The sequence below is a fragment of the Kitasatospora sp. NPDC090308 genome (assembly GCF_044769485.1).
GTDB lineage: Bacteria > Actinomycetota > Actinomycetes > Streptomycetales > Streptomycetaceae > Kitasatospora > Kitasatospora fiedleri.
Genome location: NZ_JBIVXY010000003.1, coordinates 521,135 through 536,634, shown reverse-complemented (window position 1 = coordinate 536,634; position 15,500 = coordinate 521,135). Strand labels below are relative to the sequence as shown.

12 protein-coding genes are annotated in these 15,500 nt (G+C 74.2%); 9 read left to right on the top strand and 3 right to left on the bottom strand.

What is annotated here, in order from left to right; all coding sequences use genetic code 11:
* The first annotated feature begins 91 nt into the window (after positions 1 to 91).
* Positions 92 to 2,179: a bifunctional polysaccharide deacetylase/glycosyltransferase family 2 protein gene (locus ACIQVD_RS09920; protein WP_402287740.1), complete on the top strand. Its 2,088-nt coding sequence runs from the start codon at positions 92 to 94 to the stop codon at positions 2,177 to 2,179.
* 1 nt (position 2,180) lies between these two features.
* On the top strand, positions 2,181 to 3,488 hold the full coding sequence (locus ACIQVD_RS09915) for an acyltransferase (protein WP_402287467.1): 1,308 nt from the start codon (positions 2,181 to 2,183) through the stop codon (positions 3,486 to 3,488).
* Positions 3,489 to 3,543: 55 nt separating this feature from the next.
* Here ACIQVD_RS09915 and ACIQVD_RS09910 read toward each other — a convergent pair whose 3' ends face one another.
* Positions 3,544 to 5,136, bottom strand: a complete 1,593-nt coding sequence (locus ACIQVD_RS09910) for a PucR family transcriptional regulator (RefSeq protein ID WP_402287465.1) — start codon at positions 5,134 to 5,136, stop codon at positions 3,544 to 3,546.
* A 301-nt stretch (positions 5,137 to 5,437) separates the two neighbouring features.
* Between ACIQVD_RS09910 and ACIQVD_RS09905 the strand changes: the two genes are divergently transcribed.
* The 6 genes from ACIQVD_RS09905 to ACIQVD_RS09880 all read left to right on the top strand — a co-directional run bounded on the left by ACIQVD_RS09905 (position 5,438) and on the right by ACIQVD_RS09880 (position 12,551).
* On the top strand, positions 5,438 to 6,325 hold the full coding sequence (locus tag ACIQVD_RS09905) for an FAD binding domain-containing protein (protein WP_400679099.1): 888 nt from the start codon (positions 5,438 to 5,440) through the stop codon (positions 6,323 to 6,325).
* Positions 6,322 to 6,816 carry a (2Fe-2S)-binding protein gene (locus tag ACIQVD_RS09900; protein WP_100839485.1) on the top strand — a complete coding sequence of 165 codons (495 nt, stop codon included), beginning with the start codon at positions 6,322 to 6,324 and terminating at the stop codon, positions 6,814 to 6,816. The genes ACIQVD_RS09905 and ACIQVD_RS09900 overlap by 4 nt, the downstream gene beginning before the upstream one ends.
* The gene (pucD, locus tag ACIQVD_RS09895) at positions 6,813 to 9,173 is read left to right on the top strand and encodes a xanthine dehydrogenase subunit D (protein ID WP_402287462.1); all 2,361 of its coding nucleotides are present in this window, start codon (positions 6,813 to 6,815) and stop codon (positions 9,171 to 9,173) included. Before ACIQVD_RS09900 ends, pucD begins: the two co-directional genes overlap by 4 nt.
* Before the next feature lie 186 nt (positions 9,174 to 9,359).
* Positions 9,360 to 10,820, top strand: coding sequence for an NCS2 family permease (locus ACIQVD_RS09890; RefSeq protein WP_400679097.1), 1,461 nt, complete (start codon positions 9,360 to 9,362; stop codon positions 10,818 to 10,820).
* An 80-nt stretch (positions 10,821 to 10,900) separates the two neighbouring features.
* Entirely contained in the window at positions 10,901 to 12,064 is a 1,164-nt protein-coding gene (locus ACIQVD_RS09885) for an XdhC family protein (protein WP_402287459.1), read from the top strand.
* Between the two features lie 10 nt (positions 12,065 to 12,074).
* Complete coding sequence (locus tag ACIQVD_RS09880) at positions 12,075 to 12,551, top strand: GNAT family N-acetyltransferase (protein ID WP_400679095.1); 477 nt, start codon at positions 12,075 to 12,077, stop codon at positions 12,549 to 12,551.
* A gap of 25 nt (positions 12,552 to 12,576) precedes the next feature.
* On the opposite strand, the gene ACIQVD_RS09875 is transcribed toward ACIQVD_RS09880, so the two are convergent.
* Together ACIQVD_RS09875 and ACIQVD_RS09870 are read right to left on the bottom strand one after the other, a co-directional pair.
* On the bottom strand, positions 12,577 to 12,885 hold the full coding sequence (locus ACIQVD_RS09875; RefSeq protein WP_400679094.1) for a hypothetical protein: 309 nt from the start codon (positions 12,883 to 12,885) through the stop codon (positions 12,577 to 12,579).
* 56 nt (positions 12,886 to 12,941) lie between these two features.
* A complete protein-coding gene (locus ACIQVD_RS09870; RefSeq protein ID WP_402287455.1) occupies positions 12,942 to 14,132 on the bottom strand; it encodes a Dyp-type peroxidase in 1,191 nt (396 codons plus the stop codon).
* Between ACIQVD_RS09870 and ACIQVD_RS09865 the strand changes: the two genes are divergently transcribed.
* Positions 14,131 to 15,465 (top strand): right-handed parallel beta-helix repeat-containing protein, encoded by a 1,335-nt coding sequence (locus tag ACIQVD_RS09865; protein ID WP_400679091.1) that lies wholly within the window; start codon positions 14,131 to 14,133, stop codon positions 15,463 to 15,465. The genes ACIQVD_RS09870 and ACIQVD_RS09865 overlap by 2 nt on opposite strands.
* Positions 15,466 to 15,500 lie beyond the last annotated feature (35 nt).

The following is a 15,500-nucleotide window of genomic DNA, read 5'->3' as shown; positions in this document are numbered from 1 at the left end:
TCCGCACCGCCCATCTCCAGGAGCGCCCTTGTCCCGCCACCAGCGCCGCCGGCAGTCCCTGCTGAGGCCGCGCCGACTGGCCGCGCCGCCGCTGCGGTTCTTCATGCCGCTGTCCCTGCTGGCGTGCCTGCTCGCGCTCCTCGTGCTGCGCGGCCTGGCCACCAACGAGGTGTTCCACGACACCCGGATCGCGCAGTCGGTCGACAAGACCACCGTGCCCGAGGACCTGCTCAAGGGCGGCCCGGTCATCGACGCGCGCGACAAGAAGGCCGAGCCGGTCAGCTACCGCATCCCGGACAAGACCGTGGTGCTGAGCTTCGACGACGGCCCCTCCCCCGAGTGGACCCCGAAGATCCTCAAGGTGCTGGAGGACCACGGCGTCCGGGCCGACTTCTTCGTCACCGGCTCGATGACCACCCGCAACCCCGACCTGATCCGGCGGATCGTCGCGGACGGCCACGAGATCGGCCTGCACACCTTCACCCACCCCGACCTGGCCTTCCAGTCGCACGCCCGGATCAGCTGGGAGCTGGCGCAGACCCAGCTCGCGCTGGCCGGCGTCGCGGGCGTGCACAGCTCGCTGTTCCGGCCGCCGTACTCCTCCGACGCCTCCGCGATGGACGACTGGAACTACCCGGTCATCAAGTACGTGGGCGCGCACGGCTACCTGACCGCGTTCATCGACCGCGACACCGACGACTGGAAGCGCCCCGGCGTCGAGGAGATCGTCAAGGCCGCGATGCCCGCCAAGCCCGGCGCGGGCGAGCTGGTCCTGCTCCACGACGCGGGCGGCGACCGCTCGGAGACCGTCGAGGCGCTGGAGCAGATCATCGTCAAGCTCCAGGGCGAGGGCTACCGCTTCACCACCATCTCCGACGCGCTCGGCGCGCCCGCCGCCATGGTGCCGGTGCACGGCTACCAGCTGTGGGCGGGCAAGGTGTTCATCTGGGCCAGCCAGTTCGCCGTGATCACCCTGCCGGTGCTGGTCGGGCTGCTCGCCCTGGTCGGCTTCCTGAACTTCGGCCGGTTCGCGCTGATGATCGTCCTCGCGCCGGTGCACGCCCGCCGCTCCAAGCGGCAGGGCGCCTGGGGCGAGCCGGTCACCGAACCGGTCACCGTCCTCGTCCCGGCGTACAACGAGCGCGAGTGCATCGCCAACACGCTCAACTCGCTCGCCGCCAGCGACTACCCGATCGAAGTGATCGTCATCGACGACGGCTCCACGGACGGCACCGCGGACATCGTCGAGGAGATGGCCCTGCCGTTCGTCCGGCTGATCCGCAAGGTCAACGGCGGCAAGCCCAGCGCGCTGAACGCCGGGGTCGCGGCCGCCTCCTACGACATCGTCGTGATGATGGACGGCGACACCGTCTTCGAGCCGTCCACCGTGCGCGAGCTGGTGCAGCCCTTCGCCGACCCGCGGATCGGCGCGGTGGCGGGCAACGCCAAGGTCGGCAACCGGGACAGCCTGATCGGCGCCTGGCAGCACATCGAGTACGTCCTGGGCCACAACCTGGACCGCCGGATGTACGACGTGCTCAACGTCATCCCGACCATCCCCGGCGCGGTCGGCGCCTTCCGCAAGGAGGCCCTGCGGGCGGTCGGCGGCATGAGCGACGACACCCTCGCCGAGGACACCGACATCACCATGGCGGTGCTCTCCGCGGGCTGGCGGATCGTCTACGCCGAGCGCGCCCGGGCCTGGACCGAGGCCCCCGCCAGCCTCCAGCAGCTGTGGTCGCAGCGCTACCGCTGGAGCTACGGCTCCATGCAGGCGATGTGGAAGCACCGCCGGGCGGTGACCGCCCGCGGCCCGGCCGGCCGGTTCGGCCGGATCGGCCTGCCGCTGGTCGTGCTGTTCGGCGTGGTCGCCCCGCTGCTGGCGCCGCTGGTCGACCTGTTCCTGCTGTACGGCATCCTGTTCACCGACGCGCCGATCACCCTGGCCAGCTGGGGCGGCTTCATCCTGCTCCAGGCGGCGCTGTCCTGGTACGCCTTCCGGCTCGACCGGGAGAAGCCCTGGCACCTGATCAGCCTGCCGCTCCAGCAGGTGGTCTACCGGCAGTTGATGTACATCGTCCTGTTGCAGTCCACGATCACCGCGTTCACCGGTGGCCGGCTGCGCTGGCAGAAGCTCCGGCGCACCGGCGAGGTCGCCGCGGCACCGGTGGAGGGCTGACATGACTTCCCCCGCCGAGCGGCGCGGACGCCACGAGGACACCATCGCGCTGCGCGTCCCCGCCGACTTCGTCCGCCACGACGACACCATGGCGCTGCGCATCCCCGAGCAGATGCGCCGCCAGCTGGAGGAGCACGAGGAGCCCGCGCCGCCGGTCCGCAAGGGCGGCCGGGACCGCTACCTCGACCTGCTGCGCGCGCTGGCCCTGGTCCGCGTGGTGCTCTACCACAACTTCGGCTGGTTCTGGCTGCCGCTGCTGTTCCCGTCGATGGGCGTGATGTTCGCGCTGGCGGGCTCGCTGATGGCCCGTTCGCTGGGCCGCCCCGCGCTCGGCGTGATCCGCGGCCGGCTGCGCCGCCTGCTGCCGCCGATGTGGCTGTTCGGCGCGATCGTGGTCACCCTCCAGGTGGTCGACGGCGGCGGCCCCGACGCGGACGGCCACCCCGGCTGGTGGTGGGGCAAGCTGGCGTTCTGGCTGCTGCCGCTGAGCACGCCGCCGTACGCGGAGGACGGGCTGCACGGCCTGCACCTGCACCTGGAGTCCGGCTGGGCCACCCAGCTCGTGGTGCCGCTGTGGTACCTGCGGGCCTACCTCTGGTACGTGCTGCTCTCGCCGCTGATGCTGCGGATGCTGCGGCGCTTCCCGGTGCTGACGCTGTGCGCCCCGCTGGCGCTGGTGATCGCCATGAACGGGTTCGCCTTCGAGCACGACTTCGTCTACCAGCGGGTCTGGGAGACGGTCAACGACTTCGCCACCTTCGGCTCCTGCTGGATCCTCGGCATGGCGCACCAGGAGGGGCTGCTCAAGCGGCTGCCGCAGTACGTCCTGCCGTCGCTCGCGCCGCTGGTGATGGTGGCCGGGTTCTGGTACCTGCAGACCCGGCCGGTCGACCCGAGCCAGCCCACCGACATCGAGGCCTGGCCGATCGCCCAGGCGGTGTGGTCCTTCGGCTTCGTCGCCATGCTGCTGCACCTCAGCCCGTCCTGGGAGCGCTGGCCCGCCCCGCTGGAGCGCTGGAACGGCCTGGTCAGCCTGCTCAACTCGCGGGCCGTCAGCGTCTACCTGTGGCACGTGACCGCGCTGGTGCTGGCCGTCCCGCTGATCGACCACCTGTGGGACGTCGACTTCTTCTACGCGCACATGCGGTGGCTGCTGACCAGCCAGTGGCTCACCCTGCTGGTGGGCATCCCGCTGCTGGGCCTGCTGGTGCTGGTCTTCGGCTGGGTCGAGGACGTGGCCGCCAAGCGCTCGCCGCAGCTGTTCCCGTACCCGCGCCGGCAGCGGGGCAAGCGCCGCGGCGCCGTGTGACGCAGGGGTACCGCACCACCGGGGGCCCGCCGGACGGCGGGCCCCCGGCCGCGTCTCAGGAGAGTTCCAGGGCGAGGTAGAAGTCGACCCGGTCCTCCAGCCGGGACAGGTCGCGGCCGGTGAGCTCCTCGATCCGGCCGATCCGGTAGCGCAGCGTGTTGACGTGGACGTGCAGCTGGGCGGCGCAGCGGGTCCAGGAGCCGTCGGAGCGCAGGAAGACCTCCAGGGTGCGGACCAGGTCGGCCTGGTGCTCCAGGTCGTAGGCGATGACCCGGTCGAGCAGGCGGCTGCGGAAGGCGCGGCGGACCTCGTCGGGGACGGCGGCCAGCAGCAGGACGTGCGAGGCGAGTTCCTCGGGGCCCGCGACGCAGACCCGGCCGACCCGGGCGGCGGCGATCCGGCGGGCGTGCCGGGCCTCCTCCAGGGCGCCGCGCAGGCCGCCGGACTCGGCGGCGGGGGCGCACACGCCGACGGTGATCCGGCCCTCGGAGCCGAGGCCGGCCTCCAGCGGGGCGAGCAGCGCGCGGACGGCGTCGGCCGGGACGGCGGTGTCCAGGGCGGGCAGCACGACGACGGCGCCGTGGGGGCCGGTGGCGGCGACCAGGGCCCGGTCGGTGGCGGCGGCGAGCGCCTCCTCCAGGATCGGGCGCAGCGCGCCGTCGGGCAGTCCGGTGGCGTCGGCGGAGAGCACCAGCCACTGCGGCTGGTCGCCGGAGGTCTCGGTGGAGCCCTCGTAGCGGGTGGCCATGGTGGTGGACGCCTGGAGGGCGCGGCCGATCTCGGCCGGGTCGGCGTCGCGCCGGAGCAGGGCGAGGACCTCGTCGGCGATCCGGCGGCGCAGCCGGCGGCCCTCGTCGCGGCGGGTGCGTTCGGCGGCGACCAGGCGGGCCAGGTTCTCGGCGAGCTGCTGGCGCTTGGGCGTCCACTCGGTGACGTCGCCGGCGACGGCGAGGATCCAGTCGGCGAGCGGGCTGTCGGTGTCCGGGTCGGCGGCGGCGGGCAGCAGCGAGTAGGTGCCGGTGGCGAGGCGGGCCCGGTGCGGGGGGCGGCGGCGCTGGCGCTGGGCGGCGAGGTGGGCGCGGGCGAGCTGGTCGCGGTCGGCGGGCGGCAGGTGGTCGGCGGGCCCGGCGACGACGCGGCCGGTGGGGGTGAGCACCCAGCAGTCGAGGTCGAGGTCGCCGCCGAGCAGGTCGAGGACGGCGTCCAGGCCGCCCGCCCCGGCGGCGGAGACCAGCAGGCGGTGCCGGTCGACCAGGGCGGCGAGGTCGGCGGCCCGGTCGGCGGAGACCTGGCGGCCGACGTACTCGGTGACGGCGCCGAAGGCCACGTCGTCGGGGACGGCGAGCAGCGGCAGCCGGTGGCGGCGGCAGGCGTCGGCGAGGTCGTCGGGGACGGGGCCGACCTCGACCTCGCCGGCGCCGAGGGCGGCGGCGCCGGCCGCGACGATGGTGCGCACGAAGCGCTCGGAGTCGGCGGGGGCGGCGCGCCAGAGCATGCCGGTCAGGACGAGTTCGCCGCCGTGCAGGTAGCGGCCCGGGTCCTGGAGGTCGGTGGTCATGACTCCGGTGACCTGCCGGTCGAGCTCGTCCTCGCCGGCGAGCAGGCGCAGTCGGGGGGCGCCGGGGGCGAGCAGGTCACGGACGCGCATGGGCGGGCCCTTCTCGGTCTGGGAGTTGGTCTGTGAGGGTGGGAGCGGTGGGCCGGAACGGCCCAGTGTGCACGAGGTGAGCGGGGGGGTCGTGCACCTTAGAGGAACGTACAGGACGGTGCTGCGGGTCACCGCCGGGCCTCATGCCATCGGTGACTGCCAGTGGCCCCCGTCACAGCGGTTCACTTGCCAACACGCCGCCGGGCTGCACCGCGGTGACCGGTCGGGCCCGCGGGCCCGGCCGGCACCGGCAAGGGCGCAGTGCCCGCGTCCGCCGGCGACGACTTGAGGAGTTACCCGCATGGAGTTCCTTCGGCCCGCCACCTGGGACGAGGCACTCGCGGCGAAGGCCGAGCACCCCACCGCGCTGCCCATCTCGGGCGGCACGGACGTCATGGTCGAGATGAACTTCGACGTGCACCGGCCATCCGCGATCCTCGACCTGAACCGCATCACCGAGCTCACCGAGTGGAGCGGCGACGGCGCCGCCGTCCGGCTGGGCGCGGCGGTGCCGTACGCCCGGATCATCGAGGAGCTGTCCGGCCCGCTGCCGGGCCTGGCGCTGGCCGCGCACACCGTCGGCTCGCCGCAGATCCGCAACCGGGGCAGCGTCGGCGGCAACCTGGGCGCGGCCTCGCCGGCCGGCGACTCGCACCCGGCGCTGCTGGCCGCGGGGCGGGACGTGCTGGTGGAGGCGCACTCGGTGCGCGGGGTGCGGCTGATCCCGATCGACGACTTCTACCTCGGGGTGAAGCGCAACAGCCTGGAGCCGGACGAGCTGATCCGCGCAGTGCGCATCCCGGTCGCGGACGGGCCGCAGCAGTTCTCGAAGATCGGCACCCGCAACGCGATGGTAATCGCGGTCTGCGCGTTCGGCTTCGCGCTGCACCCCAAGGACGGCACGGTCGGCACCGGCATCGGCTCGGCCGCGCCGACGCCGCGCCGGGCGGTGGAGGCCGAGGAGTACCTGGCCGGGGTGCTGGCCGGGCGCGGTCTGTGGGAGTCGGGCGGGCTGCTGGGCCCGGAGGTGGTGCAGCGCTTCGGCGAGCTGGTGAAGGGCGCGGCCTCCCCGATCGACGACGTCCGGGGCACCGCCGACTACCGGCGGCACGCGCTGGCCGTGATGGCCCGGCGCACCCTGACGTGGTGTTGGAACGACTATCGCAAGCAGATCAGGAGCGCGGCATGAGGGTCACGTTCAGCGCGAACGGCAAGCCGGTGGAGGCCGACGACGTGTGGGAGGGCGAGTCCCTGCTGTACGTCCTGCGCGAGCGGGTCGGCCTGCCGGGTTCGAAGAACGCCTGCGAGCAGGGCGAGTGCGGCTCGTGCACGGTCTACCTGGACGGGGTGCCGGTGTGCTCCTGCCTGGTGGCGGCGGGCCAGGTGCAGGGCCGCGAGGTGCGCACCGTGGAGGGCCTGGCCGGCCCGGACGGCGAACTGGGCGTGGTGCAGCAGGCGTTCGTGGACGCGGGCGCCGTGCAGTGCGGCTTCTGCACCCCGGGCCTGCTGGTGCAGACCGACGCGCTGCTGGCCGCGGACCCGCAGCCGTCCGACACGGACATCCGCGAGGCGCTGTCGGGCAACCTGTGCCGGTGCACCGGCTACGAGAAGATCATGGACGCGGTGCGGCTGGCCTCGGCCCGCACGTGCGCCGCCTCGGCCGAGGGGGCGGGGAAGTGAGCGAGCGGACGATCCAGGGCCAGAAGAACCTGCAGAAGATCAACCAGGCGTCCAAGGACGGCATCGGCGGCTCCCCGCTGCGCCCGGACGGCACGCTGAAGGTGAAGGGCGAGTTCGCCTACTCCTCCGACCTGTGGCACGAGGACATGCTCTGGGGGACGGCGCTGCGCTCCCCGCACCCGCGGGCGAACATCCTGTCGGTGGACGTCTCGGAGGCGCTCAAGGTGCCCGGGGTGTACGCGGTGCTCACCCACGAGGACATCCCGGGCGAGAAGTACTACGGCCTGGAGATCGCCGACCAGCCGGCCCTGGCGATCGACAAGGTCCGCTACCACGGCGAGGCGATCGCCCTGGTCGCCGCCGACCACCCGGAGACGGCCCGCCGCGCGGTGAAGAGGATCGTGGTCGAGTACGAGGTGCTCACCCCGATCACCACCGAGGAGCAGTGCCTGGACCCGGAGACGCACGGCTACGTGCACGAGCCGCACGAGTACAAGTCGCACGCGCACGGCAACGTCTGCCACGAGCAGCGGCTGGTGTCGGGCCGGGGCGTGACCGACGAGGTGCGGGCGCTGGCGGACGTGATCGTGTCCGGCGAGTACGAGGTCGGCATGCAGGACCAGGCGTTCCTGGGCCCGGAGTCCGGCCTGGCGGTGCCCGCCGAGGACGGCGGCGTCGACCTGTACATCGCCACCCAGTGGCTGCACGTGGACCGCCAGCAGATGGCGCCCGTCCTCGACCTGCCGCAGGAGAAGGTCCGGCTGACGCTGGCCGGGGTGGGCGGGGCGTTCGGCGGGCGCGAGGACCTGTCGATGCAGATCCACGCCTGCCTGCTGGCGCTGCACACCGGCAAGCCGGTCAAGATCGTCTACGCCCGGGACGAGTCCTTCTTCGGGCACGTGCACCGCCACCCGGCCCGGATGCGCTACGAGCACGGCGCGACCCGCGACGGCAGGCTGGTCTTCGCCGACTGCCGGATCGTGCTGGACGGCGGCGCGTACGCCTCCGCCTCCCCCGCGGTGGTCGGCAACGCCGCCTCGCTGGGCCACGGCCCGTACGTCATCCCGAACGTGCGGATGCACGCGATCGCGCTGTACTCCAACAACCCGTCCTGCGGGGCGATGCGCGGCTTCGGCGCGGTGCAGGCCGCGTTCGGCTACGAGTCGCAGATGGACAAGCTGGCCGAGGCGCTCGGCATGGACCCGGTGGAGCTGCGGCAGCTGAACGCCGTCACCCAGGGCGACCGGATGCCGACCGGGCAGGAGATCGACGCGCCCGCGCCGGTCGCCGAACTGCTCCAGCGGGTCAAGGACATGCCGCTGCCGCCGCCGCTGGACCTGGAGCACCTGGACGTGCGCACCCTGCCGGGCGCGCTGTCCAACACCTCGCACGGCGAGGGCATCGTGCGCGGCGTCGGCTACTCGGTGGGCATCAAGAACGTCGGCTTCTCCGAGGGCTTCGACGACTACTCGACCGCCCGGGTCCGGCTGGAGGTGATCGGCGGCGAGCCGGTGGCCATGGTGCACACCGCGATGGCCGAGGTCGGCCAGGGCGGCGTCACCGTGCACGCCCAGATCGCCCGCACCGAGCTGGGCGTCGAGCAGGTCACCATCCACCCGGCCAACACCGAGGTCGGCTCGGCCGGTTCCACCTCCGCCTCCCGGCAGACGTACATGACCGGCGGCGCGGTGAAGCTCGCCGCCGAGGCGGTGCGGCACGAGCTGCTGGAGCGGGGCCGCCACCGCTACGGCTGGAAGCAGACCGACCTGTCGCTGGCCGGCGGCAAGGTGGTCTCGGCCTCGGCGGGCGTGCTGATCTCGATGGTCGACCTGCTCGGGGACGACGCCATCGAGCAGACCCGCGAGCACCACCACCGGCCCACCGTCCCGTTCGACAAGGAGACCGGGCAGGGCTTCGGCCACGTCCAGTACACCTTCTGCGCCAACCGCGCGGTGGTGGACGTGGACGTGGAGCTGGGCCTGGTCAAGGTGGTCGAGCTGACGGCCGTGCAGGACGTCGGCAAGGCGCTCAACCCGCTCTCGGTGGTCGGCCAGATCCAGGGCGGCTGCACCCAGGCGCTGGGCCTGGCCGTGATGGAGGAGATCGTGGTCGAGGACGGCAAGGTGCGCAACGCCTCCTTCACCGACTACCTGATCCCCACCATCCTGGACACCCCGCCGATCCCGGTGCAGATCCTCGAACTGCCCGACCCGCACGCCCCGTACGGGCTGCGCGGCGTCGGCGAGGCCCCCACCGTCTCCGCCACCCCGTCGATCGTCGCGGCCATCCGCCAGGCCACCGGCAAGGCGCTCACCCGCATCCCGGTGCGGCCGGAGCACCTGACCGACACGCTCTGACGGACCGTTCGAGAACGTCCCCGGGGCCGGTGTCCAGTCTTCCCCCGGCCCCGGGGCGCTGCCGGAGTCTCGCCGGGCCCCGCAGCACCCCCACCCGTGAGTCGAACCAGTCCCCCTGCGTACCCCCCTGACGGGCATTCAGGTCGGCTCGCCCACCCCAACCCCCTATGAACCTTGGGAGTGGACATGAACCGGACCTCCACGGAGCCCGGCCCCACCGACGCGGCCCCCACCGCGCCCGACACACCCCCGCGCGGCGCCCTCGACACCTACTTCAAGATCTCCGCGCGCGGCTCCACCCTGGGCAACGAGATCCGCGGCGGACTCACCACCTTCATGGCGATGGCCTACATCGTCCTGCTCAACCCGATCATCCTGAGCGGCGCGGACGTCACCGGCGCCAAGCTGGACCACGCCCAGCTGACCACCGCCACCGCGCTGGCCGCCGCCGTCACCACGGTCCTGATGGGCGTGGTCGGCAACGTGCCGCTGGCGGTCGCGGCCGGGCTGTCCGTCTCCGGCGCGATATCGGCGCTGGTCGCGCCGCACACCACCTGGGCGCAGGCGATGGGCCTGTGCGTGATCTACGGCCTGCTGATCGTGCTGCTGGTGGTCTCCGGACTGCGCGAGAGGATCATGAACGGCATCCCGCTGCCGCTCAAGCACGCCATCACCATCGGCATCGGCCTGTTCGTCGCGATCATCGGCTTCTACAAGGCCGGGTTCGTGCACACCGGCGGCCCCACCCCGCTCTCGCTCGGCCCGTTCGGCGAGCTCCGGGGCTGGCCGGTGCTGATCTTCGCGCTCACCCTGCTCACCGTCTTCGTGCTGCTGGCCCGGGGCGTGCGGGGCGCGATCCTGATCGGCATCGCGGCGGGCACCGCGGTCGCCCTGGTGGTCGACAGGGCGGCCGGGCTGACCGGCGCGGACTGGGGCGGCTCGGCGCCGACCTGGCCCGGCTCGCCGGTCGCCGCCCCCGACTTCGGGCTGTTCGGGCACGTCGACCTGTTCGGCGCGTTCGGCTCGCACGGGCTGGGCGCGATCAGCGCCTCGGTCGCCGTGTTCACCCTCGTCCTCGCTGGCTTCTTCGACGCGATGGCCACCATCATCGGCGTCGGCACCGAGGCCGGGCTGGCCGACGACAGGGGCCGGATGCCCGGCCTGTCCAAGGCGCTGTTCATCGACGGCGCGGGCGGCGCGATCGGCGGCCTGGCCGGGGCGTCCGGGCAGACCGTGTTCGTCGAGTCGGCCACCGGCGTCGGCGACGGCGCCCGCACCGGCCTGGCCTCCACCGTCACCGGCGGCGTCTTCGCGCTGATGCTGTTCTTCTCCCCGGTGGCCGCCGTGGTGCCGGTGCAGGTCGCCTCCGCCGCGCTGGTGGTGATCGGCTCGATGATGATGAGCCAGGCCCGGCACATCGACTGGTCGGACCGCGAGACCGCCATCCCGGCGTTCCTCACCTGCGTGGTCATGCCCTTCACCTACAGCATCACCGCGGGCGTCGCGGCCGGCGTCGTCTCGTACACCGCGATCAAGGCCGGCACCGGCAAGTGGCGGGAGCCCGGCCCGCTGATGTGGGTGCTGACCGGCGTGTTCGCCGTGTACTTCGCGATCGTCCCGATCAAATCCTGGCTGGGCGTGCACTAGCGCCCGGCCCTCCCCGCCGCCCCGCCGCACCCTCCGGCGGGGCGGCACCCGCCGTCCGTGAGTCCGTGAGGAGCAATCCCGTGCACGACATCGCCGCCCAGCTGCACACCTGGCACGCCGCCGGACGCCCCTTCGCGGTGGCCACCGTGGTCGGCGTCTCCGGCTCCGCGCCGCGCGACCCCGGCGCGGCCCTGGCCGTCGACGCGGACGGCGAGGCGGTCGGCTCGGTCTCCGGCGGCTGCGTGGAGGGCGCGGTGTACGAGCTGTGCCGGGAGGCGCTGCACACCGGCACGCCCGCCCTGGAACGCTTCGGCTACAGCGACGAGGACGCCTTCGCCGTCGGCCTGACCTGCGGCGGCCTGCTCGACGTCTTCGTCCAGCCGGTCGTCCCCGGCGCCGACCCCGGCCTGGACGCCGCCGTCGCCTACACCGCCTCCGGCACCCCCGTCGCGGTGGCCCGGATCGTCGACGGCCCGCCCGCCCTGCTCGGCGGCGCCCTCGCCGTCACCGCCGACGCCCACCACGGCTCCTTCGCCTCCTTCCGGCTGGAGCGCGCCACCGTCGCCGAGGCCCGCGCGATGCTCTCCGCCGGGCGCACCGGCCGCCTGGTCCTCGGGCTGGACGGGCGGCCCTGCGACCCGTCCGCCGAACACACCGTCACCGTCTTCGTCGAGGCGTACGTGCCGCCGCCGCGGATGCTGGTCTTCGGCGCGATCGACTTCGCCTCGGCGGTGGTCCGGATCGGCAAGTTCCTCGGCTACCACGTCACCGTCTGCGACGCCCGGCCGGTCTTCGCCACCGCACGGCGCTTCCCCGAGGCCGACGAACTCGTCGTCGACTGGCCGCACCGCTACCTCGACACCCAGCTCGACCGGCTCGACGGCCGCAGCGTGCTGTGCGTCCTCACCCACGACGCCAAGTTCGACATCCCGCTCCTCGAACGCGCCCTGCGCCTGCCCGTCGGCTACGTCGGCGCGATGGGCTCCCGCCGCACCCACCGCGACCGCGAGACCCGCCTGCGCGAAGCCGGCCTCACCGAGACCGAACTCTCCCGCCTGCACTCCCCCATCGGCCTCGACCTCGGCGCCCGCACCCCCGAGGAGACCGCCGTCTCCATCGCCGCCCAACTCGTCTCCCTCACCCGCGGCGGCTCCTGCCTCCCGCTCTCCACCACCGGCGGCCCGATCCACCACGACCTCGCCGACACCCGGGCCCCGGGCGGCAGTTCCTCGCACGCCGCCTAGAGTGGGCCCCATGAACGGAGTGACCGTCCGCCGGGCCGGAGTTGACGACGCGTCCGCGCTGGCCGCGCTGCGCCTGCGGTTCAAGCGGGAGGACGAGGGCGGCGAACCGCCGGGGTCGGCGGCGGAGTTCCTCGCCGAGTGCGAGCGGTGGCTGCGCACCCGGCTGGCCGGGCCGTGGCTCGCCTGGGTGGCGGAGGCGGACGGGCGGGTCTGCGGGCACGTGTTCCTCTGCCTGGTGGAGAAGGTGCCCAGCCCCTACCCGTCCGCCGACGCCCTCGGCTACGTGACGAACTTCTACGTCACCCCCGAACGGCGCGGCCACGGCCTGGGCCGGGCCCTGCTGGAGGAGCTGAACCGCCACGCCCGCGCCCGGCCGCTGGACACCCTGGTCGTCTGGCCCTCCGAACGCAGCGCCCCGCTGTACCGGCGGCACGGCTTCGCACCCTCGGCCGAACTCCTCGAACAGCCCGTCGCCCCGGGGCCGTGACTCCCGGAACGCCGCTTCCGGGACGTCACTGCACGACGGGGTAGAGCGCCATCAGCACCAGGAACACCACCATGACGGCGCCGGCGGCCAGCGAGGCCACCCCGTAGGCGATGCCGTGCCGGGCGAAGAGCGGCGCCAGGAGCGGGACCGGGTTCCCGGTGAGCCGGGAGCGGTCGAGCAGCGCGGTCCAGCGGTCGGCGAGCCGCGTCCGGACGCCGCGGAAATCGGTGACCAGCACCAGCCCGTGGACGATGATCGCGGCCGCGAACAACCAGCCCACCACGAACCCGGCCACGGGTATCCCGGGCTCCGCGACATCCTCAGCAATGATCATGGCAAGTGATGATCAGGGGCCGCGCACCCCGTGTCAACACCCGGCCCGGACGGCGCTCACAGCCCGTCCCCCAGCGTGCCGCCCTCCCGTGCGCCCGGGAGGACCCAGCCCACCGCCGAGGCGGTGTGCGTCAGGAACGGGGTGAGCGCGTCGCGTTGGGCGAGGCGGGTCTGGACCCGGGTGAAGAGGGCGGGGTCGGGCATGAAGGCGCAGAAGAGGAGGCCGCGGTCGGTGGGGCCGTCGTCGTAGGACCAGCCGCGGCGGAGCATCCGGGCGCCGCCGTCGAGGCGGGGGCTGCTGAGGCGGACGTGGGCGGTGGCGGGGATGACGTAGGAGCCGTCGGGGTGCTTGGCGTAGATGTCGGGGTCGTCGTGCTCGGCGGTGCCGGTGAGCGGGGCGCCGGTGGCGGCGCGGCGGCCGGTGGCGAGTTCCCGGCGGTCGGCGGGGAGGGCGGCGAAGGCGGCGGTGTCCATCCGGATGCGGCGGTAGACCAGGACGGTGCCGTCCCGGTGCCACAGGGCGGGGTCGGCGGGGTCGGGGTTGGCGGTGCCGTCCTTGAAGCCGAACAGGTTGCGCGGGGTCCGCCCGTCCGGGGTGGGGGGCAGGAAGCCGGACTGGTGCCAGCGGACGGCCGCGCCGTGGGGGGCCGCCGCCGCGAGGAGGTGCTCGGTCAGCAGGCCGGTGGTCCAGGGCTGTTCGGCGCCGACCTGGAGCAGCAGGTCGCCGCCGCCGCGGGCCGGGTCGAGGCGGTCGCCGGGGAGGGCGGGCAGCTCGGCGAGCGTCCCGGGGGCGGGCAGGCGCAGGCGGGCGGCGAGGGCGGGGCCGACCGCGGCGAGCGAGGTGACCGGCGGGGTGCCGGGCAGTCGCGGGTCGTCGAGGCCGCCGTCCGCGGCCCGGGCCAGCACCTCGCCGACGGCGGCGAGCAGGGCGCGCAGCGCGGCCCGGTCGGCGTCGGCGGGCAGGTCGAGGGCGAGCAGCCGGGTGGCGGCGAGCGGACGGTGCGTCACCCCGGCCTGGCGGGCGCCGTGGAACGGGACGGCCGCGGGCGGCGGCGGGGCGGCCGGTGCCGCGGCCGGTTCGCGGACCAGCGCGGTCGCGGTGGCGGCGCCCGCCCCGGCGGCGAGGGCGGCGCCCGCGGCCAGCAGGGCCCGGCGGTCGATCCGGGGGCGCGCGGGGACGGCGGCGTCCGGCGGGTTCGCCCGTTCGGTGTGCACGGCGGCCGTGACAGACGGTAGAACACGCTTCATGCAACTGCTCCTCACTGCTTCACGATTGACGTACCGTCAGTTCCGGTCCGGCCGGCTGCTGCTCGGCGCGGCACTGCTGCTGCTCCCGGCCGCGGCCGGCTGTTCCCCGGACGGCGGTTCCCGGTCCGCCGACCGCCACCCGCCGGGGACGGTGCTGCGGGTGCCGGAGGACTTCCCGACCGTGCAGCGGGCGGTGGACACCGCGAACCCGGGCGACCTGGTGCTGGTCGGCCCCGGGACGTACCGGGAGAGCGTGCGGATCACCCGGCCGCGGGTGGTGCTGCGCGGGACGGACCGCGGCGCGGTGGTGTTCGACGGCGGGCTGAAGCTGGTCAACGGCATCACCGCGACCGGCGCGGGCAGCGTGGTGGAGAACCTGACCGTGCACGGCTACCTGGCCAACGGGGTGCTGTTCACCGGCGTCACCGACGAGAAGCTCCAGCGCCACGGCGCGGGCGGCTCGGCGTACGACCCGCTGGACACCACCCGCTTCCCCGCCGTGCGGGGCTTCCGGGCGACCCGGGTGACGGCGTACGGGAACGCGCTGTACGGCATCTACGCGTTCGACGCGCGGGGCGGGGTGATCGAGGAGTCGTACGCGTCCGGGCAGGCCGACTCGGGGATCTACGTCGGGCAGTGCAAGCCGTGCGACACCCTGGTGCGGGGCAACACGGTGGAGCGCAACGCGGTCGGGATCGAGATCACCAACGCCTCGGAGAACCTGACCGTGGTGGGCAACCGGGTGGTGGGCAACCGGGTCGGGGTGACGGTCAACTCCAACGACCTGGAGTCGCTGGCCCCGCAGCACGCCGCGGTGATCGCGGGCAACGTGGTGGCCGACAACAACGCGGCGGACTCGCCGGAGCAGGCCGACGGCGGCTTCGGGATCGGCATCGGGATCGGCGGCGGCACCGGCAACCGGGTGGAGCGGAACCTGGTCCGGGGCAACCGGGCGGCGGGCGTGGTGGTGACCGACCCGCCCGGCCACCCGGCGTCCGGCAACCGGGTCACCGCGAACCGGGTCACCGGCAACGGGGTGGACCTGGTCAGTTCGGCGGCCGACCCGGGCAACTGCTTCACCGGCAACGGCCCGGCCACCCAGAGCCCGCCCGGGCTGGAGCGCCTGGCGGCCTGCGACGCGGCGGCCCCCGGCGGGCCCGTTCCGGCCGGCCGGGCGGCGGGCGTGCAGGCCCCGCCCGGCACCGCGTTCAACGCCGTGCCGGTGCCGCCCGCGCAGCCCTCGCTGGCCGACCCGCACGCCCCGGCGGTGCCGGCCGTCGGCCTGCCGGGCCCGGTCGACCCGGACGCCTACCCGCTGCCCGCGGACTCCTGACGCCGCCCCGGCCCGCCGTCGGCCCCCCGGCGGGG